23 protein-coding genes are annotated in these 21,627 nt (G+C 72.1%); 10 read left to right on the top strand and 13 right to left on the bottom strand.

Features of this window, described 5'->3' with window-relative positions; genetic code table 11:
• The first annotated feature begins 54 nt into the window (after positions 1-54).
• The gene (locus ACFY3U_RS10670) at positions 55-804 is read left to right on the top strand and encodes a Scr1 family TA system antitoxin-like transcriptional regulator (RefSeq protein WP_387198323.1); all 750 of its coding nucleotides are present in this window, start codon (positions 55-57) and stop codon (positions 802-804) included.
• Positions 792-992, top strand: coding sequence for a DUF397 domain-containing protein (locus ACFY3U_RS10675; protein ID WP_387198326.1), 201 nt, complete (start codon positions 792-794; stop codon positions 990-992). Before ACFY3U_RS10670 ends, ACFY3U_RS10675 begins: the two co-directional genes overlap by 13 nt.
• A gap of 825 nt (positions 993-1,817) precedes the next feature.
• Here ACFY3U_RS10675 and ACFY3U_RS10680 read toward each other — a convergent pair.
• The 4 genes from ACFY3U_RS10680 to ACFY3U_RS10695 all read right to left on the bottom strand — a co-directional run bounded on the left by ACFY3U_RS10680 (position 1,818) and on the right by ACFY3U_RS10695 (position 6,158).
• Positions 1,818-2,018, bottom strand: a complete 201-nt coding sequence (locus tag ACFY3U_RS10680; RefSeq protein ID WP_387198329.1) for a hypothetical protein — start codon at positions 2,016-2,018, stop codon at positions 1,818-1,820.
• 52 nt (positions 2,019-2,070) lie between these two features.
• A complete protein-coding gene (locus ACFY3U_RS10685; protein WP_387198332.1) occupies positions 2,071-5,295 on the bottom strand; it encodes an RHS repeat-associated core domain-containing protein in 3,225 nt (1,074 codons plus the stop codon).
• A 160-nt stretch (positions 5,296-5,455) separates the two neighbouring features.
• Entirely contained in the window at positions 5,456-5,659 is a 204-nt protein-coding gene (locus ACFY3U_RS10690) for a hypothetical protein (protein ID WP_387198334.1), read from the bottom strand.
• Positions 5,660-5,933: 274 nt separating this feature from the next.
• Positions 5,934-6,158, bottom strand: coding sequence for a hypothetical protein (locus tag ACFY3U_RS10695; protein WP_387198337.1), 225 nt, complete (start codon positions 6,156-6,158; stop codon positions 5,934-5,936).
• 154 nt (positions 6,159-6,312) lie between these two features.
• Between ACFY3U_RS10695 and ACFY3U_RS10700 the strand changes: the two genes are divergently transcribed.
• A complete protein-coding gene (locus tag ACFY3U_RS10700) occupies positions 6,313-7,227 on the top strand; it encodes a hypothetical protein (protein WP_387198340.1) in 915 nt (304 codons plus the stop codon).
• 101 nt (positions 7,228-7,328) lie between these two features.
• Entirely contained in the window at positions 7,329-7,856 is a 528-nt protein-coding gene (locus ACFY3U_RS10705) for a GNAT family N-acetyltransferase (RefSeq protein ID WP_387198343.1), read from the top strand.
• 1 nt (position 7,857) lies between these two features.
• On the opposite strand, the gene ACFY3U_RS10710 is transcribed toward ACFY3U_RS10705, so the two are convergent.
• On the bottom strand, positions 7,858-8,421 hold the full coding sequence (locus ACFY3U_RS10710; RefSeq protein WP_387198346.1) for a CGNR zinc finger domain-containing protein: 564 nt from the start codon (positions 8,419-8,421) through the stop codon (positions 7,858-7,860).
• 100 nt (positions 8,422-8,521) lie between these two features.
• Between ACFY3U_RS10710 and ACFY3U_RS10715 the strand changes: the two genes are divergently transcribed.
• Both ACFY3U_RS10715 and ACFY3U_RS10720 read left to right on the top strand, forming a co-directional pair.
• Complete coding sequence (locus ACFY3U_RS10715) at positions 8,522-9,625, top strand: LacI family DNA-binding transcriptional regulator (protein ID WP_387198349.1); 1,104 nt, start codon at positions 8,522-8,524, stop codon at positions 9,623-9,625.
• Between the two features lie 69 nt (positions 9,626-9,694).
• Positions 9,695-10,945 carry an MFS transporter gene (locus tag ACFY3U_RS10720; protein WP_387198351.1) on the top strand — a complete coding sequence of 417 codons (1,251 nt, stop codon included), beginning with the start codon at positions 9,695-9,697 and terminating at the stop codon, positions 10,943-10,945.
• A 101-nt stretch (positions 10,946-11,046) separates the two neighbouring features.
• Here ACFY3U_RS10720 and ACFY3U_RS10725 read toward each other — a convergent pair whose 3' ends face one another.
• The 5 genes from ACFY3U_RS10725 to ACFY3U_RS10745 are packed head-to-tail and all read right to left on the bottom strand — an operon-like array spanning position 11,047 to position 15,633.
• Positions 11,047-11,304: a UBP-type zinc finger domain-containing protein gene (locus ACFY3U_RS10725; protein ID WP_387198353.1), complete on the bottom strand. Its 258-nt coding sequence runs from the start codon at positions 11,302-11,304 to the stop codon at positions 11,047-11,049.
• Positions 11,301-12,881: a Na+/H+ antiporter gene (locus ACFY3U_RS10730; RefSeq protein ID WP_387198356.1), complete on the bottom strand. Its 1,581-nt coding sequence runs from the start codon at positions 12,879-12,881 to the stop codon at positions 11,301-11,303. The genes ACFY3U_RS10725 and ACFY3U_RS10730 overlap by 4 nt, the downstream gene beginning before the upstream one ends.
• A gap of 36 nt (positions 12,882-12,917) precedes the next feature.
• A complete protein-coding gene (locus ACFY3U_RS10735; protein ID WP_387198359.1) occupies positions 12,918-13,883 on the bottom strand; it encodes a TIGR03885 family FMN-dependent LLM class oxidoreductase in 966 nt (321 codons plus the stop codon).
• 60 nt (positions 13,884-13,943) lie between these two features.
• Positions 13,944-15,356: an NADP-dependent succinic semialdehyde dehydrogenase gene (locus ACFY3U_RS10740; protein ID WP_387198362.1), complete on the bottom strand. Its 1,413-nt coding sequence runs from the start codon at positions 15,354-15,356 to the stop codon at positions 13,944-13,946.
• A gap of 13 nt (positions 15,357-15,369) precedes the next feature.
• Positions 15,370-15,633 (bottom strand): DUF6343 family protein, encoded by a 264-nt coding sequence (locus ACFY3U_RS10745; RefSeq protein WP_387198365.1) that lies wholly within the window; start codon positions 15,631-15,633, stop codon positions 15,370-15,372.
• Between the two features lie 148 nt (positions 15,634-15,781).
• Here ACFY3U_RS10745 and ACFY3U_RS10750 point away from each other — a divergent pair, with 148 nt between their 5' ends.
• Both ACFY3U_RS10750 and ACFY3U_RS10755 read left to right on the top strand, forming a co-directional pair.
• Positions 15,782-16,393: an antibiotic biosynthesis monooxygenase gene (locus ACFY3U_RS10750; RefSeq protein WP_387198368.1), complete on the top strand. Its 612-nt coding sequence runs from the start codon at positions 15,782-15,784 to the stop codon at positions 16,391-16,393.
• 118 nt (positions 16,394-16,511) lie between these two features.
• A complete protein-coding gene (locus tag ACFY3U_RS10755; protein ID WP_387198370.1) occupies positions 16,512-17,363 on the top strand; it encodes a GDSL-type esterase/lipase family protein in 852 nt (283 codons plus the stop codon).
• 74 nt (positions 17,364-17,437) lie between these two features.
• Here ACFY3U_RS10755 and ACFY3U_RS10760 read toward each other — a convergent pair whose 3' ends face one another.
• The 3 genes from ACFY3U_RS10760 to ACFY3U_RS10770 all read right to left on the bottom strand — a co-directional run bounded on the left by ACFY3U_RS10760 (position 17,438) and on the right by ACFY3U_RS10770 (position 19,381).
• On the bottom strand, positions 17,438-18,217 hold the full coding sequence (locus ACFY3U_RS10760) for a hypothetical protein (protein ID WP_387198373.1): 780 nt from the start codon (positions 18,215-18,217) through the stop codon (positions 17,438-17,440).
• 32 nt (positions 18,218-18,249) lie between these two features.
• Complete coding sequence (locus tag ACFY3U_RS10765) at positions 18,250-18,399, bottom strand: hypothetical protein (RefSeq protein WP_387198376.1); 150 nt, start codon at positions 18,397-18,399, stop codon at positions 18,250-18,252.
• Between the two features lie 94 nt (positions 18,400-18,493).
• Positions 18,494-19,381: a peptidase M23 gene (locus ACFY3U_RS10770; protein WP_387198378.1), complete on the bottom strand. Its 888-nt coding sequence runs from the start codon at positions 19,379-19,381 to the stop codon at positions 18,494-18,496.
• Positions 19,382-19,799: 418 nt separating this feature from the next.
• Here ACFY3U_RS10770 and ACFY3U_RS10775 point away from each other — a divergent pair, with 418 nt between their 5' ends.
• Positions 19,800-20,720: a proteasome assembly chaperone family protein gene (locus ACFY3U_RS10775; RefSeq protein WP_387198381.1), complete on the top strand. Its 921-nt coding sequence runs from the start codon at positions 19,800-19,802 to the stop codon at positions 20,718-20,720.
• A 90-nt stretch (positions 20,721-20,810) separates the two neighbouring features.
• Positions 20,811-21,608 carry an exodeoxyribonuclease III gene (locus ACFY3U_RS10780; protein ID WP_387198384.1) on the top strand — a complete coding sequence of 266 codons (798 nt, stop codon included), beginning with the start codon at positions 20,811-20,813 and terminating at the stop codon, positions 21,606-21,608.
• Positions 21,609-21,627 lie beyond the last annotated feature (19 nt).

Below are 21,627 nucleotides of genomic sequence, written 5' to 3' on the forward strand. Positions count from 1 at the left end.
ACCGCGTGACGATAGGGTCAGCGGACGTCCGGAACGTCCTTCGTGGAGGCAGTCGTGAACGACGCGCTGCGGATCGCCATGGCCGAGGCCGGCGAGACGGCAGAATCGCTGGCCGACCAGGTCGGGGTGGACCCGAAGACGGCCGCCCGCTGGGTGACCCCGGGCCGGGTGCCGCACCCCCGGCACCGGGCGGCGGTCTGCGCCACGCTGGGCCGCGAGGTCGGCGACCTGTGGCCGGACGTGGTCCGCCCCCGCGAGCCGGTCTGGTTCCTACCCTGGGCCGAGGTGGAACGCCGGGCCGACACCCTCCGCTCATTCGAGCCGTCGGTGCTGCCGGGTCTGTTGCAAACTGAGGCGTACGCGCACGCGGTGCTGTCCAGCGGCCCGCTCGCCGGCGACGAGGTGGAGGGTTACGTGGCGGCCCGGCTGGCCCGGCAGGCCGACGTGTTCGAACGGCCCCGGCCGCCGCTGACCGTCTTCGTGATCGACGAGGCGGCGCTGCGCCGGGGCGACCAGGAGATCATGGAACCGCAGCTCGACCACCTGGTGGCGATGGCCCGGCGACCCCGGGTGCTGCTGCACGTGCTGCCGCTGCGCGCCGGCTTCCACCCCGGCCAGGCCGGGGCGTTCGTCCTGGCCGACACCGACGACGGCGAGGAGGTCGCCTACATCGACGACCAGGCCGCCGGACGGACGACAAAGGACGTTGCCCCCCTCCGGCAGGTCTGGGACACTCTCAGGTCGGTGGCGCTGCCGCGCGACCAGACGATCGAGCTCCTGACGAGGCGAGCATGGTTGACCTGACCGGCGCCCGCTGGCGCACCAGCACCCGCAGCAGTTCCAACGGTGGCAACTGCGTCGAGGTCGCCGACAACCTGCCCAGCGTGGTCGCCGTCCGCGACTCCAAGAACCGCGACGGCGGCGTCCTCACCTTCGTGCCCGACGCCTGGCGAACGTTCGTCGACGCCGTCCGGCAGCCCGCCCACCGCTGACCGCCTACGCACCTGGACGGCCCTCGGCCATCTCGCGGATCTGCCGGTCGTCCCCGTCGACGAGACTGGCAACGCGCCGAGCGTGTGTGGTCAGTTGGCGCTCCATTCGATGGCGAGCAACCCGAGAATGACCTCGTCAGCGAGGTCCTTTGGCCCATACCGTGCAGCGCGGGGCGCCTTCGCGTAAGCACCCCGACCGGATAGCCGCTCGGATCATCGCGGCGTTGCCGGCCAGCGTCTCGACCTGCAACCGATGCAGGCCGCGGACCACTAGGCCGTAGTGGCACAGCACCCGCGGGACGTCGGTGCCGAGCCCACGACAGCGGAAGGCCGGCCGCAGCGAGATTATGCTGTGAGCGGTTCTGTTATGCAGCTCGATGCCCCCACTACAGGGCCTCGCCCGCCAGTCCGTTTTCGGCGAACTGTACCACCGAGAGCATGCGGCGGCGTCAGTGGAATCGGAAACCGCGTACGGCGACGCCGTAGAGCGGGGTGCGATTGGGCGCCATCGACGGGAGTCGGCCTTTGACCGCGTCGCGACGTCGTCGTAGAGCTCAGACTGCAGGACGGGAACGGCGGTCTCGCGCCGGGCCCGCAGCCCGATCTTGTCATCACGCAGCGTGCCGCTTTTCTACTGAGAATACGCGCTCATCAACCGAGTTATCAGGGCGCTCGGTATTTGATGGTCGTGACCTCGGTCAGCTCGTTCGGCCGAACGAATTCTTGGCAAACGTTTCTACGCATGAGCGCCTCTCTTGCCAGTTCATGGCCAGATCACCTGATATCACTCCGTCCGGCGTAGGGCATCAAAAGTATGGTGACCAATCACCTCCGGTTCCGCTCTCGCAGCGCAGCGAATAGCGCCACACTCAATCCTATGGCGATAAACGCGACCGCACCTACCATGAAAACGCTCTCATTTATCCTGTCCGCCAGCAGGCGAACGAGCAAAAATATGGCGATGACCGCAAGGATCAGGTAGATCCATACTCGGCGCACCCTCGCTTCTTTCTGCACGGCTTCCACCCTCCCGAATGGAGGGGTGGCGCTCTGAGCGCCACCCCTCCGCTATCAATTTCTAGTTGTTTTCCAGGTATTCTCCGACAACTCCGACGGCGCAACCGCCGATGAAGCCGATCGGCACAGCAGCGATAACAGTGACCCATTCGACGGGCCCAAACCAGGCACCGAGGATCCCGGCCGCGAGTGCTCCAGCTGCCGTCTTCGTCCCCTCGACGATGCACGAGTCGACGTAGTCGTTGTCGGTATCCATTCCAGTCGGGTCAGTATGGGTGACTGGATTGCATGCCGCATATGCGTAGCGGTTTCCCTTGCCCGGGTTGCCGATGAAGTTGAGGTTGTCCTGCTGGGTGAAGCGGCCCTGCTGCGGGCTGTACCAGCGCTGCCCGAACTTGGTGAAGCCGGTGTTCGAGTCAAAGGTGCCGCTGGCGTACCGGACCAGGTTGGTCTGGCCGAGGTCGTACTCGTCCGTCGTGGTGGCGATGCCCCACGGGTCGTACTTGTAGGTCGCTGCGACGGTGCCGTTGGCCTTGACGATCGCGACGACGGAGCCGAGCGCGTCCAGGACGTAGGCGTTGTCGGTGGTGCCGGTGCGCAGGCCCAACGGGGTGCCGAGGCCGTCCCGCTCGACGTACGCCGTCGAACCGTTGGCCGTCCAGGACTGCAACCAGGCCATGCCGTGCTGGTCCTTCATGCCGTACTGCATGGTGGTGGTGCCGGCGCGGGTGAGCTCCACCTGGTCGGTGCCCGCGTAGGCGTACGTGGTGCCGCTGGCGGTGGTCATCTGGTTGGCGGAGTTGTAGGCCCGCGTCGATCCGCTGGTGAGATTGCCGCGACCGTCGTAGAGGCTGCTCGCCGGGTTGAGGCGGCTGTCCATCTGGTTGGCCGAGTTGTGCGCCAGCCCCGCGGTGGAGCTGGTGCCACCCGAGCTGTAGGTGGTGACGACGGTGCGGTTGCCGTTGCTGTCGTAGGAGTAGCCGTAGGTCTTGTCGTCGTAGTTGGTGGCACGGGTGAGCCGGTTGGCCTTGTCGTAGCTGAACTCGTTGATCACGGCGGTGATCTCGTCCTTCTGCCACTGACGCAGGCCGGTGTCGTCCGCCTTCACCGTGGAGCAGGGCTGGCCGGCGGTGTACTTCGCGTGGCAGTACGTCACGTCGAAGACCTTCACCGGGCTCGCCGAGTTGCGGGTGGCGGTGATCCGGGTGGGCCGGTTCGACTTGTCGTACGTGGTCTGGGTGCGCAGCGCCCAGGAGCTGTTGGTGTCGTTGGTGGCGAAGTACGTGTAGGTGCGGTTGCCGTCCTTGTCGTACAGGAAGTTGTAGCGGGTGCCGCCGGCGGTGTCCATGCGGACCAGCCAGTTGCGGGAGTTGTAGTAGTACAGCGTGGTGCCACGAGCGTCGGTCAGCTGCTCGAGGTTGCCCACCGGGTCCGGCACGTACTTCAGGATGCCACCGCCCGGGTTGCTCCGCTCGCGGACCCGGTTGAGGTTGTCGTACGACCAGGTGGTGGTGCCGGTGGCGTCGACGCGGGTGAGCAGGTTGCCGGTGCCGCCGTAGTCGAACGTCACCGACGGCTGGGTGCCGCAGCCGGAGTAGTCGATCTGCGAGGTCCGGTCGTCGAGGCTGTAGGTGTACGTGGTGGTGCAGCCGTCGGTGACGGTCTTGAGCCGGCCGTACGGGTCGTAGGTGAAGGTCTTCGCCACCAGGGTGTTGCCGGTCGGCGGGGTGACCTTCGTCAGCTGCTTGCTGGCGTCGTACGTGTAGCTGGTGGGGTTGCCGGTGTTCGCCGGGTCGGTCGAGGTCTTGACCGTGCCGTCGGTGTTGTAGTCGACATCGGCCTTGGCAGCCAGGGCGTCCGAAGTGGACGTCTGGTTGCCGGCGCCGTTGTAGGTGTAGGCCGAGCTGTTGCCCTGGCTGTCGATCGAGGACGACGGCTGGAAGTTCGCCGTCGGGTTCGTCGAGGTCGCCACGTTGCCGTACGTGGCGGAGGCGCTCGCCCCGGTCGGGGACTCCGACTTGGTCATCGACTCGCCGGAGTTCGCACCGTGGGTGTTGGCGCTGATGCCCTGCTCGCGGCTGGTCGAGGTGGCCACGTCGCTGAACGGGGTGTACGTCTTGCTCTGGCTGTTGCCCGCCGGGTCGGTCGCCTTGGTGACCCGCTTATCGCCGTTCAGGTCGTACGTGGTGTGCGGCACGGCCGAGACGGCGAGCGAGATGTCCTGCCGGGCGTCCGCCACCAGCGTCTGCGACGAGGTCGGGTACGCCAGCCGGGTGGTGGACCCCTGCATGGTGGCGGGGTCGGTGACCTGCGTCAGCGAGGTGACCCGGTGCTGGCCGTCGTAGGTGATGGTGACGAAGGTGTTGTCCTTGGTGGTGATCTTCGTCAGGTCACCGGCGGCGTCGTACTCGAACATCACCTTGCGCCAGGTGGCCGACTGGATCGTCTGGAGCCGGCCGGCACTGTCGTAGGCGTACGACACCTCGCGCCAGCTGCCGTCACTGCCGGTCTGCCGGTACTTGCTGACCTTGTTGGCCGTCCAGGTCACGGCAGCGGTGCGGGCCGAGGTGGGCCCCCGGTCGGAGGTGATGCCGGTCATCTTGCCCGAGGCGTAGGCGACGTCGGTGACGTTGCCGTTGCGGTCCTCGGTCTTGTCGAGCAGGCCCGCGGAGTCGAAGTACAGCTTCCTACCGCCGTCGTGCTCGGTGAGCTTCCACCCGGTGCCGTTGTGCGCCAACGTCGCCTTGAACTCGCCCGGCGACGCGTAGCCGGAGCCGGACACGGTGAACTTGCCGACCACACCGTCGGCGGCGGCATAGGTCACCGAGCCGTCGTCGGCCGGGTAGAGCTGCACGTCCTGACCGGATCGGGTGCGCCAGCCGGGGCCGTGCGATCCGCTGGAGAGACCGCTGCCCAGCAACAGGCTGTTGAAGGTGGCGCCGATCGTGACGTTCTCCGCGACCCCGGGCAGCGACAGTTCGGTGCTGCTCAGCATCAGGTTGCCGGAGCCGACGTTGATCTTCGCTTCCAGCCGGTCGCTCAGTGAGAACGACAACTGGGTGCCATTGCGCACCGGGCCGGTTCCCTTCGGCACCGACGGCGCCGTGCCGACCAGGGCCGCGGTACGCGCGGCCGTCTTGCTGTCAGGGGTGTCGAACAACCACACCGAGGACTTCGACTTCGGCGAGACGACCGGCTTGCCGACCCCGTCCCGGCCACCGGCGGGCGCTGAGGGTGCGGCGATCGCCGTACTACCACCCGGGACCACCAGTACCGATGCGGCCAATAGCGCGCACGCTATCCCCACAGCCGCTTTACGTTGACCCATCTACTCTCCCTATACGACTCCGAGGGACGTGTTCCGCCGGAGAATTGCCATACCAAAGTCCGCCCACGGCGCAGGCGGAACGAGCGCCACCTGAGGCGGACGCGGAAGTAAGCAGCTGTCAAACAGCCAAATAGTCAGAGGGAGAAGATTCGCTCCGGCTCGACTCCGCACTGGCGGGCAGGTAGGCCAGCACGGCCAGATCGTGGTTGATCCGGTCGATGGCACGCGCGAGAGCCGAAATCGACAGAATGACGAGATAGGACAGAAGGACGGCCAGCACAACTGCGGCCGTCATCGCGCCGCCATAATTGCGGGCGAACACACACCTGACACCCCGGACACCATCCCCGTAGCTGGTTGTCGAGTGACAACTACCGGACGTAATTTATCCGCCAAGCAGTTACGAAGTCAACGATCATCACTATCGGAGAGGAGGTTCCCGATAAAGCACTCCTGATCGGACATGGTGGTAACTCTGCGTCGACCCAAGGCTGCAGCTGACCTCCCCGCGCACCACTCGACGTCATGTCTGGTACGGATCCGCGCCCCGCCCCTCACCGATAGGGGCGCGGCGAGAGGCTCGTCAGGCATGACGGTCAGCGGCGCCGATCCCGCCCCTGTAACAGCAGCAGGACGACCGATGACGCCAGCACCGCACCGGCCCCGCACAGCACGACGACGTACGGCACCCAACCACCGAGCCCGCGGTTCGGGCCGCTCAGCAGCATCGACGTGAAGGTGCCGCCCGCCGACACCAGCATCACCCAGAGGAACCACCGAGGCTGCCGTCGTAGGTCCTGCCACATCCGTTTCAGGATCACGCCCTCCCCTCGGCCGCGCCGGGCCCTCGGTGCAACCAGCCGCCTGAGCGGCGAGCTTCGAAGGTAACCGACGCCGGCACCGCGCGCAGCGCCGCCAGACTCCGTGCCATGAAACGCGGTGGTGACGATCGGACCGATCCGCGAAGGTAGGGCGATGGACGAGCAGGAGCTCTCCGGCGCGGAACGTCGGGTGTGGGCGGCGCTACCCCCGGGCACCCGTGCCGCGCTCGCCGCACTGTCCGGGGCGGACCTGCGTACCCTGCTGCTCGGTGTGGCCCGCGACCGCGCCGCCGCGGTCCGCCCCGCGGACGTGTTGCGGCGCTGGCGGGAGGACCGGTTCGTCCGCCCGGCGGCCGCCGACTCCCGGGCGGTGTCCCGGGTGGAGGCCCGGATCTGGGCGCTGCTCCCGCCCGACGTGGTGGGTGTCGAGCTCTCCCCCGTGGTCCCGCTGGGCACCTGTGCGGCGGTCGGGCCGGTCAGTCAGCACCGGATCGTCAGCACGATGCGCGGCACCGAGGTGCTGAGCGACCCGACCAACGCGCTGGCCGTCGAGGCGGTGGTCCGTCGCCGGCACGCCGACGAGGTGCACCTGGCCGCCGCCCACCGGGCGCTGCGGGCGCAGGACTTCGGGCCGGGCTGGTCCGCGCACTTCCGCCTGTTCACCCTGGTCTCCACCGCCCGGGACGCCGGCTCGGGGCGCACCGAGGCCCGGCTGCTGATCCGCCACCTGGCCTTCTGGCAACGGGTGCTGGCCGACCTCGCCCCAACCGCCGACCCAGAGCTGCACCTGACGGTCCTCAATGATGCGGTGGTCGCAGAACGGCTGGCCGACACCGTACGCCCGGCACTGGCCGGCGGCCCGGTCCCGCTGCACGACGAGCCCGACCGGCGACGGGGGCGCGGCTACTACACGGGCGTCGCGCTGCGCTCGACCCTGCGCGGCGGCGCGCTGGAGGTCGGGGACGGCGGCGGCACCGACTGGACGGCCCGGCTGGCCGGTGACGCCAAGGAGCGCTGCGTGGTCTCCTGCCTGGCCACCGAGCGCCTGACCGCGCTGGACGCGCGGTGAGCCGCTGACCGTACGACCGGGACCCGGTGCGAAACGCGGGTGCGGCGGCCGCGCGGGTCGTGCTACCACTGACCGCGATCTTGACGATGGGAGGCGGGGACATGTTCGTGGTGGGTGAGCGGGTCACGTTGCGGGCGATGGACGCGGGCGACGGCGAGGCGCTGTGGCGGTGGAACCACGACCCCGAGGTGATGCGCTGGATGAACACCCGCTACCCGCAGAGCCGCGACCGGGTCACCCGCTGGCTGGACGAGCGCGCCCGCAACGACTACGCCGAGGCGCTGTTCGGCATCGAGACCCACGCCGACCGTACGCTGATCGGCCTGGTCCAGCTGCACGACGCCGAGCCGGAGGTCGGCACCGCCAAGCTGGACGTCTACCTCGGCGAGAAGGACCACTGGGGCAAGGGGTACGCCACCGACGCCGTCCGCACCGCCTGCCGGTTCGGCTTCGCCGAGATGCGGCTGCACCGGATCGCGCTGACCGTGGTGACCGAGAACCACGCCGCCGTGGCCGTCTACCGCAAGGTCGGGTTCGTCGAGGAGGGCCGGCTGCGCCAGTCGTTCCGGCGCGAGGGCCGGTGGTACGACCAGCTCACCATGGCGCTGTTGGAAGGCGAGCTAAGCTGAGTCAGGAGTCGGCGCCTCGCCCGGTCCGAGTGGCGTAGGCGCGTCGCATCTTGATCCAGTTGCCGCAGCCGGACATCGAGCACCAGCGGCGCGCCTGGTTACGCGAGGCGTCGTAGTACGCCCAGCGGCAGGTGTCGCGGGCACACACCTTGAGCCGCGGCCAGCTACCGTCCTCACCGCAGCGGCGGACCGCGTCGGCGAGCCCGGCCAGCGCGGTCGCGGCCGGGCCGCCTCCGTTGCCGACCAGCCGCGGGCCGTCGCCGCCGAACGCCAACCGCAGCGGCACCTGGGCGAGCGCGGCGTCGAGCCGGTCGAGCGCGTCGGGGTCAGTGTCGTGGCCGGCATGCCCGAGCAGCACCGCGCGCAGCCCCTCACGGATGGTGAGCGCCAGGGCCAGGTCGGTCGACCGGAGCCGGGCCCCGGCGGGCAGCAGCTCCCGTGCCGCGAACCAGTCCCGCAGGCGGGTGGCCGAGGTCAGCGACTCGTCGTTCTCCTGCGGCTCGTACGTGTTGACGAAATCCCGCAGCAGCCGGGCGGCGGGCGGGATCACCGCGTCCTCCCCCATTGCCACCCCCTGTCGATTCACACCAGCGTAGCGCCTTGACAGGTGTAGAGATCGATTGACACCATCAAAAGCCTTACGCCGGTGTGAAGAGGAGCGGGACGTGGCCACCTTGAAGGACGTGGCGGCACTGGCCGGCGTCTCGGTGAAGACCGTCTCCAACGTGGTCAACGGGTACCCGTTCGTGAGCGACGGCGTCCGACAGCGGGTCCAGCACGCCGTCGAGGCGCTGCACTACCGACCCAACCGATCGGCGCGCGAGCTGCGGGCCGGTCGCGACGGGGTGCTCACCCTGGCTCTGCCGGCGCCCGGCCACCCCTACGGCGACGACCTCGCCGACGCGTTCCGCCGGGCGGCCCGGGAGCGGGGGCAACGGCTAGTGGTGGAGCGCGTAGACGGCGACGACCACGGGCGGGCCGTGGGCCGGCCCGGTCAACCGGCTACCGGACAGACCGCGCTGCTCTCCGCCGACGCGGGCCAGGTGATGCTCGGCGGGTCGCCCGACGGGCGGCGCGACCGGGTCGCCGTCGACCTGGTGCGGGCCGCCTTCGACGCCACCGAGCACCTGCTGCGCGGCGGTCGCGAGCGGATCTTCCTGATCGACGTCGAGGCGCCCTCCCCCTCGCCACCGCCACACCTCACCGGCTGCCGGCAGGCCCTCGACCAGTGGGCCACCGATACGGACGCCCGCCGGGCCCACGAGCGGTCCGACCAGCCGGAGCACGCCCGGGCCGACCGGCACGGTCGCGCCGAGGGGTACCGGGCCGCCCGCGCGCTGCTCACCCGCCATCAGGGTACGGACGCCCTGCTGTGCTCGTCGGACCTGCTGGCCGTCGGCGCCGTCCGGGCCGCCTTCGACGCCGGGCTGCGGGTGCCCGAGGACGTCGCCGTGGTGGGCTTCGGCGACCTCGAGGAGGGTCGCTGGTCACGCCCCACGCTCAGCACGGTTGCCGTCGACCGGGCCGGTGTCGCCCGCGCCGCGATCGCGCTCCTGATCGACCGGCTGGCCCGCCCCGACGCGCCGCCGGTCGAGATCGTGGCGCCGCACGCGGTGCTGCCCCGGGAGAGCAGCGCCGGGCCGCCCCGGCAGCGTTCCGGCGCGCCCGGTCAGGCCGCCCGGACGGGCCGCCGCATGGCCAGCCGGTCGGACATGTCCAGCCCCAGCGCCCGCTCCGCGGCCAGCACCGCGACCATGGGCGGCGGTTAGCGCCACGGTGTGAGCGGCATCGCGCGGAACGGGACGGCGCCTCATCGCCCCCGCCCCTAGCGTCGGGGGATGACCACCCGCGCCCGGCCGGCACGGGCGGCCCTCGCGGCGGTCTCCCCCCTCCCGCCGGCCGGCCCGCTGCGCACCCTGGCCCTGGCCACCCTGGCCAACACCATCGGCTCCGGGCTCTGGCTGGCCGGCGCCGCCCTCTACCTGACCCGGGACGTCGGGCTCAGCCCCACCGCGGTCGGCTCGGGGCTGACGGTCGCCGGCCTGGTCGGGCTGACCGCGAGCGTGCCGCTCGGCGCGCTGGCCGATCGGCGGGACCCGCGTACCCTGCGCGCGTCGCTGCAGCTGTTGCAGGCCGCGGTGGCGGCGGCGTACCTGCTGGTCGGTTCGGTGCCGGCGTTCCTGGCGGTGGCGGTGCTCGACGCGCTGCTCACCTCGGGCAACCTGGCGGTTCGCGCCACGCTGGTGGCCGCGGTCGGCGGGCCGCTCGGGCGGGTCCGGGCGTTCGCGACACTGCGGGCGGTGGCGAACCTCGGCATCGCGCTCGGCGCCGGGCTGGCCGGGTTCGCGCTGGCCGCCGACACCCACCTGGCGTACCAGGTGCTGGTGGTCGGCAACGCGACCACCTACCTGGTCTCGGCGGCGTTGCTGCTGCGGTTGCCGGCCTGTCCACCGGTGGCCGCCGACCCACGGGCGGCGCCGCGCCCGACGCGGGCGCTGCGGGACGGCCCGTTCCTGGCGGTCAGCGGCGCCTCGGCGGTGCTGGCCCTGCACGGCACCGTGCTCACCCTGATCCTGCCGCTGTGGACGGTGGGCCGCACCGGCGCCCCGCCGCCGGTCGTGTCGGCGATCCTGCTGGTCAACACCGTGCTCACCGTGCTGCTGGCGGTCCGGCTGAGCCGGGGCGCGGACACCGCCGTCCCGGCCGGCCGGGCACTGCGCCGCGCCGGGCTCGTGCTGGCGGCGGCCATGCTGCTGTACGCGACCACGGCCGGCGCCCCGGCCGGGCCGGCGACCGCGCTGCTGGTGGCGACCACCGTCGTCTACACCGTCGGCGACCTGTGGCACGCCGGCGGCGCCGCCGGCCTGGCGTACGCCCTCGCCCCGGCGGACGCGATCGGGGCGTACCAGGGGGTGGACGGGATGCTCGCCGGCCTGGCCCGGGCGGTCGGTCCGGGGCTGCTGACCTGGGCGATCCTGGGCGGCGGGGTGGCCGGCTGGATCGGGCTGGCCGGGCTGTTCGCGGCGACCGGCCTGGCCGTCCCGGCGCTCACCCGGCGCGCTGATTCGTTCAGGTCATCAGGTCCATAGCGTCGCGCGGAAGGTGGATCACCCGGCCGTGAGCCGTCGCCCCGGCGGCCCGGGCGGACCCGGGACCAGCTGTGCCACGTCGTCCGGGCCTGGGGGGCCGCTCAGCCGATCTCCTCGTCGACGAAGCACCAGCGCCAGGCCTCCCCGGGCTGGATCGAGCGCATCACCGGGTGCCCGGTCGACTCGAAGTGCTTGGTCGCGTGCTGGTAGGGCGACGAGTCGCAGCAGCCCACGTGCCCACAGCTCAGGCAGGCGCGCAGGTGCACCCAGTCCTCGTTGCCGACCGCCACGCAGTCGGGGCACTCGTCCTTGGTCGCCGGCTCGACCGCGTCCGTCCCGGCCAGGTGCTCACAGCTCATTCGTCAACCTCCGGTCGCAGCAACGACTCCTCCAGGTCCAGGTCACGGTAGGCCCGCACCAGCACCTCCTCCGGGATGCGCCCGGCGTCGCGCGCCGAGCGGAACACCTCCCGCTCGGCGTCGATCATCTCCTGCCGAAGCCGACCGTACGCCTGCGAGGGGGTCTCCCGCCCGCTACCGCCCAGCCGCTCCCAGGCCACGTTGGACCGGGTCTGCGCCAGCCCGCGCAGCCGTTCCACCACGGCCGACGGCGCGCCCTCGGCCAGCGCGTCGAGCCGCTCCCGGGCGGCCCGGCTGGCCTGCTGCTGCACCGCCGCGGCGGTCAGCGCGTCCTGGGTCGGGTCGTCCGCCGGCAGCTTCAGCCGGCGGGCCACCGACGGCAGGGTGGCGCCCTGCACCACCAGGGTCACCACGATCACCGCGAACGCCAGCCAGATGAACAGCGCCCGCTGGTAGGGCTGGCCGTCGCGTACGGTCAGCGGCAGCGCGAGGGCGGCGGCCAGGGTGACCACGCCGCGCATCCCGGCCCAGCCGAGGACGATCGGCACCTGGATCGGCGGGGCCGGGTCGCGCTGCCGCACCCGGGGCACCAGCCGGGCCAGGTAGGTGGCCGGGAACAGCCAGACGAACCGGGCCAGGAAGACCGCGGCCAGCACCGCGGCGGTGATCCCGACCAGGAAGCCGGCCGGCTCGTCGAGCTCCCGCACCACCTCCGGCAGTTGCAGGCCGACCAGCAGGAAGACCAGCCCCTCCAGCAGGAACCGGACCAGTCGCCAGAACGCGGCGATCTGCAGCCGGGAGGCGGCCGACAGCAGCAGTGGCATCTTGTGCCCGATGCCCAGGCCGGTGACCACCACCGCGACCACCCCGGAGGCGTGGATCCGCTCGGCGGCGAAGACCACCGCGAACGGGATGATCAACGACAGCGCGTTGTCCAGCAGCGGGTCGGTGGTCCGCTTGTGCAGGTAGCCGAAGACCACCACGCCGAGCAGCCCGACCAGGATGCCGCCGCCCGCGCCGACCAGCACCTCCCGCCCGACGTACCCGAGCCCGACGCTGCCGCTGACGGTGCCGGCGGCGGCGATCGACACCCGCAGCAGCACCAGCGCGGTGGCGTCGTTGACCAGGCTCTCCCCCTCCAGGATCGTGACGATCCGGCGGGGCAGACCGACCTTGCGCGCCACCGCGGTGGCCGCGACCGCGTCCGGCGGCGCGACCACCGCGCCGAGCGCCAGGCAGATGGCGTACGGCAGGTCGGGCAGGAACAGGTGCACGACGGTGCCCACCACGAACGCGGTGAACAGCACCAGCCCCACCGCGAGCAGCAGGATCGGTCGCAGGTTGAGCTTGAACGCCGGCACCGAGGTCTCCAGCGCCGCGACGTACAGCAGCGGCGGCAGGATGCCCACCAGCACCAGGTCCGGTTCGAGGTGCACCTGCGGGAAGCCGGGGACGTAGGACAACCCGAGGCCGAGCACCACCAGCAGGATCGGCGCGAGCAGGCCGAACCGGCGGGCCAGCGCCGCCCCGAAGGTCGCGATCGCCAGGAAGACCACGACCTCGAACAGAGGTTCCATGGGGTACGAGCCTAGGGGTACCGGTGGCGCCCGTGGTCAGCCGGCGGCCCGCAACTTCGGCAGCACCTCGGCGCCGAACGCGTCGATGAACGCCCGCTGCTCCTGCCCGACGTGGTGCAGGGCGATCTGGTCGAAGCCCAGCTCCACGTACTCCTGGAGCCAGCCGATGTGCCGGCCCAGGTCGGCCGAGACGTTGACGGTGGAGGTGACCTTCTCCATCGGGACCTGCTCGCTGACCGCGTCGAAGTGCTCGGCGGTGTCCAGGTCCCAGCAGACCGGCGGCGGGAAGACGTTGCTGCGCCACTGGTCGTACGCGACGGCCTCGGCCTGCGCCTGGTCGGGCGCCCAGCTGACGTGCACCTGCAGGTGCAGCGGCCCGCGACCGCCGGCGTCCCGGTACGCGCCGATCATCTCGCGCAGGTGCGCGGTGGGGGCGTTCACGGTGATCAGGCCGTCGGCCCACTCGGCGCACCAGCGGGCGGTGGCGACGCTGACCGCGGCGCCGATCAGCGCGGGCGGCTGCTCGGGCCGGGTCCACAGCTTCGCCCGGTCCACCCGGACCAGCCCGTCGTGGCTGACCTCCTCGCCAGCCAGCAGCGCGCGGATCACGTCCACGCACTCGCGCAGCCGGGCGGCCCGGACGTCCTTGCGTGGCCAGCCGTCGCCGGTGATGTGCTCGTTGCTCGCCTCACCGCTGCCCAGCGCGGCCCAGAACCGGCCCGGATACATCGCGCCGAGGGTGCCGATCGCCTGGGCGATGATCGCCGGGTGGTAGCGCTGGCCGGGCGCGTTGACCACGCCGAACGGCAGGTTGGTGGCCTGCAGGGCGGCGCCCAGCCAGGACCAGGCGAACCCGGACTGGCCCTGCCGCTCGCTCCACGGCGAGAAGTGGTCCGACGACATGGCCGCGTCGAAGCCGGCCCGTTCCGCGTGGATCACCGCCTCCAGCAGCTTGCCGGGGTGGATCTGCTCGTGGGAGGCGTGGAAGCCGAACACCGTCATGGGGGCTTCTGCTACCCATGACGGTGTCCGGTCAACCGCCGCCGCTCGGCCGGCGGGTCGCTACTCGGCGTGCGCGCCCGCGCCGGCCGAGGCCGCGCCCTCGCCCACCCAGACGGTCTTGGTGTTGCAGAACTCCCGCATGCCCAGCGCGGACAGCTCCCGGCCGTAACCGGAGTTCTTCACCCCGCCGAACGGCAGCTGCGGGTACGACGTGGTCATGCCGTTGATGAACACGTTGCCCGCGTCGAGGTCGGTGGCGAACCGCTCCTGCTCGTCCGGGTCGGTGGTCCAGGCGTTCGAGCCGAGGCCGAAGCTGGTGCCGTTGGCCACCTCGATCGCCTCCTCGTACGACGAGACCCGGTAGAGGCCGGCGACCGGGCCGAACACCTCCTCCGACCACATCCGCATCTGCGGGGTGAGATCGGTGACCACCGTCGGCGGGTAGAACCAGCCGTCGCCGTCGGGCAGCTCGCCGCCGCAGAGCACGGTGGCGCCGTTGTCCACCGCGTCCTGCACCTGGGCGTGGATCTCGTCCCGGCCGCGCTCGCTGGCCAGCGGGCCGACGTCGGTGTTCTCGTCCATCGGGTCGCCGACCCGCAGCGCCGCCATGTTCGCGGCGAACTTCTCGGCGAAGGCGTCGAACACGTCGGTGTGCACGATGAACCGCTTGGCCGCGATGCAGGACTGGCCGTTGTTCTGGCAGCGGGCGGTGGTGGCCACCTCGGCGGCCCGCTCGACGTCCGCCGACGGCATCACCACGAACGGGTCGCTGCCGCCGAGCTCCAGCACGGTTTTCTTCAGCTCCCGGCCGGCGATCTGGGCGATCGACCGGCCGGCCGCCTCGCTGCCGGTGAGGGTGGCGGCGCGGACCCTGGGGTCGGTGAGGATCCGGTCCACCGCGTCGGAGCCGACCAGCAGGGTGGTGAAGGCGCCCTCCGGGAAGCCGGCCCGGCGGAACACGTCCTCCAGGTAGAGCGCGGTCTGCGGCACGTTCGAGGCGTGCTTGAGCAGGCCGGTGTTGCCGGCCATCAGGGCGGGCGCGGCGAACCGCATCACCTGCCAGAGCGGGAAGTTCCACGGCATCACCGCCAGCACCGGCCCGATCGGCTGGTAGCGGACGAACGCCCGCTTCGCCTTGACCGCGTCAGCGTCGGCCGGGTCGTCGGAGAGCATCCGCTCGGCGTTCGCGGCGTAGAAGCGGGCGGCGGCGGCGCACTTGGTCACCTCGGCCTTCGCCGCCACGAATGTCTTGCCCATCTCGGTGGTCATCAGCCGGGCGGTCTCGTCGACCTCGGCATCCAGCAGGTCGGCGGCGGCGTTCATCCACCGCGCCCGCTCGGCCACGGTGGTGCGGTGCAGGTCACGGAAGGCCTGGTCGGCCCGCTCGATGGCGGCGTCGACCTGCTCGTCCGACATCGGGTCGTACGACTTGAGCTGCTGGCCGGTGGCCGGGTTGGTGGTGGCGATGGGCATTCTCGTACTCCTGTCACTCGAAGAGCGAGTGGCGCGTGCCCGGCTCCTCGCGGTGCCGGGCGGCGCGACGGCGTTGGATGACGACCAGGTCGACCACGGCGACCACCGCGAGCAGGGCGCACACCACGCCCAGCCAGGCGATGCCGGCCCAGAACGCCAGCACCGCGAAGACGGTCATGCTGACCAGACCGAACAGGGCCAGCGCGAGCCGGAGGTTCAACGCGCTGTTGGCGTGGCCGACCGTGCCACGGGCACGCCGGGGCTGCGATCTCGTCATTCCTTCGGGCTACCCCGGCACGCCTGGGCCTAACCGGTGGCGGCCGCCGGTGATCCCGGCCACCGGGTGGATGCCCGCGCCGGTGGGTTGCGTTACAACCGTGCGTCGCGACCGGGCCGTTCCCGGTGCAGGCGGGAAGGATGAGCGCATGACGATGACCCACGCGGTGCCGGTGACCGTCGCGATCGCCCGGCGTGCCGACCCGACGCGGACCACCGAGATGGTCGCGTGGATGCGGGCCGGTACGGCGCTGGCCGAGGCCTTCCCGGGCTTCCTCGGCGCCGGTTTCGTGCAGCGTGCCCCGGGCTCGCCGGAATGGCACATGCTCTACCGGTTCGCCGACTCGGACACGCTGCGCCACTGGGAGGAGTCGCCGCAGCGGCACTGGTGGCTGACCTCGGCGCAGGGCATCGTCGAGCACACCCGGGTGGAGCGCCGGACCGGCATCGAGGGCTGGTTCGACCCGCCGGTCGACCACGTGGTCGAGACCATTCCGGCGGCGACCGGCGAGGTGGCCGCCCCGGCGACTCCGCCACGCTGGAAGCAGGCGGTGACGATCTGGCTGGCGTTCTTCCCGTTGAGCCTGACCGCGACGCTGCTGACCGCCCGGTTCATCGGCGGGGTGCCGCTGCCGGTCCGTACGCTGATCATGACGCTCTGCCTGACCCCGCTGATGACCTACCTGGTGCTGCCCCGGATCACCCGGGCGCTGCACTGGTGGCTGCACGGGCAGCGGGCGCCCTGGCGGTCGCCCCGCTGAGCCCCCTTAACAGATCGACGTCCGTCGGTGCGCGGACTGCCGGAAACCCGACACGGAACGCCCATCGCACCCGACACACCCCGTAGAGTGACCGCGCCGTCACCGATTCGGGGGGAACATGCCACGCCGTGGGGTTGCCGCCCTCGCCTGTCTGGTCGCGCTGATCGCCCTGGCCTGTGACGGGAGCGGCGAGGCTCGCCCCCGGCCGTCCGGCGGGTCGGTGCCCGCCGGGATGCCGGCAACCATGGCGGCCCTGGGCGACTCCATCACCACCGGCTTCGGCTCCTGCCTGGTGCTCACCTCGTGCCAGCGCAACTCCTGGTCGACCGGGGACGGCATCCGCGTGCAGAGCCACTACCGCCGGCTGCTGGACGCCGACCCGGGGCTGCGCGGGCGGGCGTACAACCACGCCTCGGCGGGCGCCCGCGCGGACGCGCTCACCGGCCAGGCCGCGGCGGCCGTACGGGACCGGGCGGACTACGTCACGGTGCTGATCGGCGCCAACGACGCCTGCCGGGACGACATCGACCGGATGACGCCGGTGGCCACCTTCCGCGACCAGGTCGACCGGGCGCTGCGGGTGCTGCGCGACGGGCGCCCGAAGGCCCGGGTGCTGGTGGCCAGCATCCCGGACCTGTACCGGCTCTGGGAGGTCGGGCACACCGACGGGCGGGCCGTGCGGGTGTGGCGGCACGGCGTCTGCCCCGCGCTGCTGGCCGACCCCACCTCGACCAGTCCGGCCGCCCGGGCCCGCCGGGCCGCCTTCCGGCAGCGGATCGACGACTACGACACCCAGCTGCGGGCCGCCTGCAAGGCGTACGGGTCGCGCTGCCGGGACGACGGGGGCGCGGTGCACCGAGCCCGCTTCACCCTGGACGACGTGAACCCGCTGGACTGGTTCCACCCCAACGTCGCCGGGCAGAACCGCCTCGCCGACGCGACCTTCCCGGCCGCCGGCTGGCGGCTCTGACGGCGCCGTCGGCTCACGGCCGGGCCGCCCGCGGCGGCGAACGGCCGCCGGTCGGCGGGGTGGTCGCCGGCCGGTCAGCCCTCGCGGGGCTGCGGCACGGTGGCGTGGCCGTCCCGGTAGAGCGCCCGGGCCCGCTCGGCGAGATCCTTCGTCGCCGACGAGTTGGCCCAGGTGCCGAGGACGACCGCCGCGCCGGGCACCACCTTGGCGAACATCCGCTTGGCCGCCCGCACGCCGGCCATCCGGGCCAGCCGGATACCGAGCTGGAGCATCACCTTGCCGAGCGGGTTCTGCGCGCCACGCCCGAACAGAGCGCCGGCGCGTTCCCGGCCGGCCGCCACACCGAGCGCCAGCCGGGCGGTCTCGGCGACCTTGTGCACCTTCTGCAGCACGAGCAGGTCGGTGGCCCGGTCCGGGTGGACCGGGTCGGCGCCGTACGCGGCGGCGACGTGCAGCACCAGCCGCGCCTGGGTCCAGGCCAGCACGCCGACGTCGATCACCGCGCCCGGCAGCCCGGCCACGCCGGACACCGCACCGGAGAGCCGGGCCAGGTTGACGAACCGGCGGACGGCCTGCTCGGCGAGCTCGTCGGCGGAGACCTCCGGCCGCTCCGCCCGGGCTCCGGCCGCCCACGCGGCGGCCTCCGGCCCGAGCCGACGGACCGCCTCCAGGGCCAGGTGCTCCGGGGCGTACTGCGGGTCCTCCCGCATCCGGTCCCACAGGTTGGCCGGCGGCGCCTCGGGGGCGTCGGCCGGGTCACCGGTCGGGCCGACCGGGGGCGCCGGGACCGGGGTCGCGGCGGGCTGCGGCACTGCGGCGGTGGGCTGGTCGTCGACGGGGGCGGCGTCGGTCACGAAGGCTCCCGATGGGGTGGTCGGTCGGGTGGTCAGCGGCGGCGGCCGGACAGCTTGCTGGCCGCCTGGCGCAGCCTGGCCTGGTTCTCCGGCTTGGCCATCTCGCGCCGGCCCCGGTCCACCAGCTGCTGACCCCGCGGTGACCGCAGGAACGCGCTGAGCTTCTGCATCAGTGCCGACATCTCGACCTCCGTATGGGTTGATCCTCCCTCATGTGTACCCGCGTCGGGCAACCGCGAATCCGTCCCGCGCGCCCGATCCGCCGCGAATGGGCGCTCAGGCGAGGATCGCCTCGACCACCTGGGTGGCCCGCCACTCGTGCTGGGCGTACGCGTCAGGGAACGCAGAGACCTGGACGGCCTGCGCGGCGAGGGTGAGCGGCAGGTCCTGCCAACCGGGGATCTCCAGCAGCACGGACAGGAACGCCCGGGTGGCGAACGCCGGGTCCATCAGCTCCCCCACGTCGCCCCAGCCGCTGCTGGGCCGCTGCTGGAACAGCCCGACCGAGTCGTGGTCCCAGCCGACGGCCTGGTGCGGATAGTTCTGCGACTCGGGCAGCACCCCGCTGGCGTAGTTGTAGAGGTTGCTCTCCTGCATCGCGGTGGCCACCGCGATGACCAGGCCCTGCTTCGGCACTCCCATCGCACGCCCGGCCTTGACGATCGCCACCGCGTTGTTCATCTGCGCCCGGTCGAGCCCGGCCACCGGGGCGATCCGCTTCGGCTTGGGCTTCGGCTTCGGGGTGGCCTTGGGCTTGGGCTTGACGGTGGCCGTGGCGCTGGGGGTCGGGGCGACGGTCGGGCTGGCGGCCGAGTCGGGGCTCGCCGTGACCGGGGTGCGCTGCTGACCACGGGAGGCGGCGTCGAGCTGGGCGCGCTCGGCGAGCGCCGCCTGGGCGCCGACCGGCTCGGCCGGGCCACTGGGCAGGCTCTGCGCGCCCGCGAAGGCGGCGACGCCGAGGCAGGAGACCACGCCGGTGGCGAGCGCCACCCGGCGCGGGGCCCGGGTCAGGGGGTTAACCATGCCGCCGAGGCGGGTACGGAGGGAGCGGGTCGCCACGGCAGAGCCGAGAACGCCGACCTGATCGGACGAGGGGGTGTCGTCCGAACGGCCAGTCGTTCCCTCGGGGGCGTGCTGGTCGTAGTTGGTGTCGTCGTCACGCATCCGACGAGGCTAGGCAGGCCGGCCTGCGATCACCCAACGTCACGAAGTGGCCCTTGCCACAACTCTGCGTAATCGCACCGGGCAGTGGGCACCAGCCGAGGCGGATCACGGCGATACCGCCCGAGGCGGGTCATTCGGAAGCGCCGCACACAGCGGGGCGGCCGGGACGCCACGGGCGAGAACGCCGCCGTTCCACCCATGATCTGCCCCATCCTCCGTTCGGTGGAGCGGCCACAGGCCGTACGGCCCCAGGCCGACCGGATGATCGCCGAATTGGGCGGCTTTTTCCAGCTTTGATCACCCGATCCCTGGCGGATCTCCCGCTGATGGAATGGATGACGGCAGCGGGTACGTTCCCCGAACCGGGTGCCGTGCGCGCGCGGCCGCCCGTACGCGCTCCCTCAGGAGGTCCGAACCGGTGCTCGACCCACACGAGCTCTACCAGCTCACCGACGATCTGCCCGACCTCGGTCAGCCGGTGCTGATCCAGGCGCTCACCGGCTTCGTGGACGCCGGCAGCGCCAGCCGGCTCGCCCGGGAACAGCTGCTGACCTCGCTGGAGTCCCGGCCGATCGCCACCTTCGACGTCGACCAGCTCTTCGACTACCGCTCCCGGCGGCCGGTGATGACCTTCGTCGAGGACCACTGGGAGCACTACGACGCCCCCGAGCTGGCGCTGCACCTGCTGCACGACGACGACGAAACGCCGTTCCTGCTGCTCACCGGCCCGGAGCCGGACCTGCAGTGGGAGCGGTTCGTGGCGGCCGTCAGCGCGCTCGCCGCCCGGCTGGAGGTCCGGCTCACCGTCGGCCTCAACTCGATCCCGATGGCGGTGCCGCACACCCGGCCGGCCGGGGTGACCGCCCACGCCACCCGCCCGGAGCTGATCGCCGGCCACGAGCCGTGGCTGCAGCGGGTACAGGTGCCCGGCAGCGTCGGGCACCTGCTGGAGTACCGGCTCGGCGAGCAGGGCCGGGACGCGGTCGGCTTCGCCGCGCACGTGCCGCACTACGTCGCGCAGACCGAGTACCCGGCCGCGGCCGAGGTGCTGCTGTCGGCCGTGTCCCGCAGCACCGGCCTGCTGCTGCCCAACGAGACCCTGCGCTCCGCCGCCGAGGTGGTGCGGGTGGAGATCGACCGTCAGGTGGCCCAGACCGACGAGGCCGCCGCCCTGGTCCAGGCGCTGGAGGAGCAGTACGACGCGTTCACCCGCGGCCGCGGCGAGAAGAACCTGCTGGTCGAGCAGAGCGGCCCGCTGCCCACCGCGGACGAGCTCGGCGCCGAGCTGGAGCGCTTCCTGGCCGAGCAGACCCGCCCGGGCGACACCCCGGGTAGCTGAAGCCGGCGAGCCGGCCCGGGCAGCAGAGCCGGCGAGCCGGCCCGGCCAGCAGAGCCGGCGGGTCGGCCCGGGATGCGGCAGGCTGGTGCCATGCGCGTCGCGACCTGGAACGTGAACTCGGTGAAGGCCCGCCTGCCCCGGCTGCTCGACTGGCTGGCCACCACCGCGCCCGACGTGGTCTGCCTGCAGGAGACCAAGTGCCCCGACGGCGCCTTCCCGGTCGCCGAGGTGGGCGCGTTGGGCTACGAGGTGGCCAGCCACAGCGACGGCCGGTGGAACGGCGTCGCCGTGCTGTCCCGGGTCGGGCTGGCCGACGTGGCGGTCGGCTTCCCCGGCGAGCCGGGCTTCCCCGAGCCCGAGGCCCGCGCCATCGCCGCCAGCTGCGGCGGGGTGCGGGTCTGGTCGGTGTACGTCCCGAACGGCCGCGCCCCGGACGACCCGCACTACGCGTACAAGCTGGCCTGGTTCGCCGCGCTGCGGGACGCGCTGGAGTCGGAGCTGGCCGCCGGCGCGCCGCTGGCCGTCTGCGGCGACTTCAACGTCGCCCCGACCGACGACGACGTGTGGGACCCGAAGTTGTTCGCCACCTCCACCCACGTCACCCCGGCCGAGCGGGCGGCGCTGGCGGCGCTGCGCGACCTCGGGCTCACCGACGTGGTGCCCACCCCGATGAAGGGGCCGCACCCGTACACCTACTGGGACTACCGGGCCGGGATGTTCCACCAGAACAAGGGCATGCGGATCGACCTGGTGTACGCCTCCGCGCCGTTCGCCCGCACGGTGACCGGGGCGTACGTCGACCGGGAGGCGCGCAAGGGCAAGGGGCCGTCCGACCACGCCCCGATCGTGGTCGACGCCGAGCTGACGCCGGTCGTCGAGTCGTTCTGAGCCCGCGCCGGGCCGCGGC

This window comes from Micromonospora sp. NPDC000089 (assembly GCF_042899365.1).
GTDB lineage: Bacteria > Actinomycetota > Actinomycetes > Mycobacteriales > Micromonosporaceae > Micromonospora.

Bases quoted from the DNA above. Each gene is read 5' to 3' on its own strand.
- ACFY3U_RS10750 (WP_387198368.1), top strand. From the start codon at position 15,782: ATGACGATGACCCACGCGGTGCCGGTGACCGTCGCGATCGCCCGGCGT.
- ACFY3U_RS10765 (WP_387198376.1), bottom strand. From the start codon at position 18,399: ATGTCGGCACTGATGCAGAAGCTCAGCGCGTTCCTGCGGTCACCGCGG.
- ACFY3U_RS10710 (WP_387198346.1), bottom strand. From the start codon at position 8,421: ATGGGGGAGGACGCGGTGATCCCGCCCGCCGCCCGGCTGCTGCGGGAT.
- ACFY3U_RS10755 (WP_387198370.1), top strand. From the start codon at position 16,512: ATGCCACGCCGTGGGGTTGCCGCCCTCGCCTGTCTGGTCGCGCTGATC.
- ACFY3U_RS10675 (WP_387198326.1), top strand. From the start codon at position 792: ATGGTTGACCTGACCGGCGCCCGCTGGCGCACCAGCACCCGCAGCAGT.
- ACFY3U_RS10770 (WP_387198378.1), bottom strand. From the start codon at position 19,381: ATGCGTGACGACGACACCAACTACGACCAGCACGCCCCCGAGGGAACG.
- ACFY3U_RS10740 (WP_387198362.1), bottom strand. From the start codon at position 15,356: ATGCCCATCGCCACCACCAACCCGGCCACCGGCCAGCAGCTCAAGTCG.
- ACFY3U_RS10725 (WP_387198353.1), bottom strand. From the start codon at position 11,304: ATGAGCTGTGAGCACCTGGCCGGGACGGACGCGGTCGAGCCGGCGACC.
- ACFY3U_RS10780 (WP_387198384.1), top strand. From the start codon at position 20,811: ATGCGCGTCGCGACCTGGAACGTGAACTCGGTGAAGGCCCGCCTGCCC.
- ACFY3U_RS10730 (WP_387198356.1), bottom strand. From the start codon at position 12,881: ATGGAACCTCTGTTCGAGGTCGTGGTCTTCCTGGCGATCGCGACCTTC.
- ACFY3U_RS10705 (WP_387198343.1), top strand. From the start codon at position 7,329: ATGTTCGTGGTGGGTGAGCGGGTCACGTTGCGGGCGATGGACGCGGGC.
- ACFY3U_RS10700 (WP_387198340.1), top strand. From the start codon at position 6,313: ATGGACGAGCAGGAGCTCTCCGGCGCGGAACGTCGGGTGTGGGCGGCG.
- ACFY3U_RS10720 (WP_387198351.1), top strand. From the start codon at position 9,695: ATGACCACCCGCGCCCGGCCGGCACGGGCGGCCCTCGCGGCGGTCTCC.
- ACFY3U_RS10745 (WP_387198365.1), bottom strand. From the start codon at position 15,633: ATGACGAGATCGCAGCCCCGGCGTGCCCGTGGCACGGTCGGCCACGCC.
- ACFY3U_RS10735 (WP_387198359.1), bottom strand. From the start codon at position 13,883: ATGACGGTGTTCGGCTTCCACGCCTCCCACGAGCAGATCCACCCCGGC.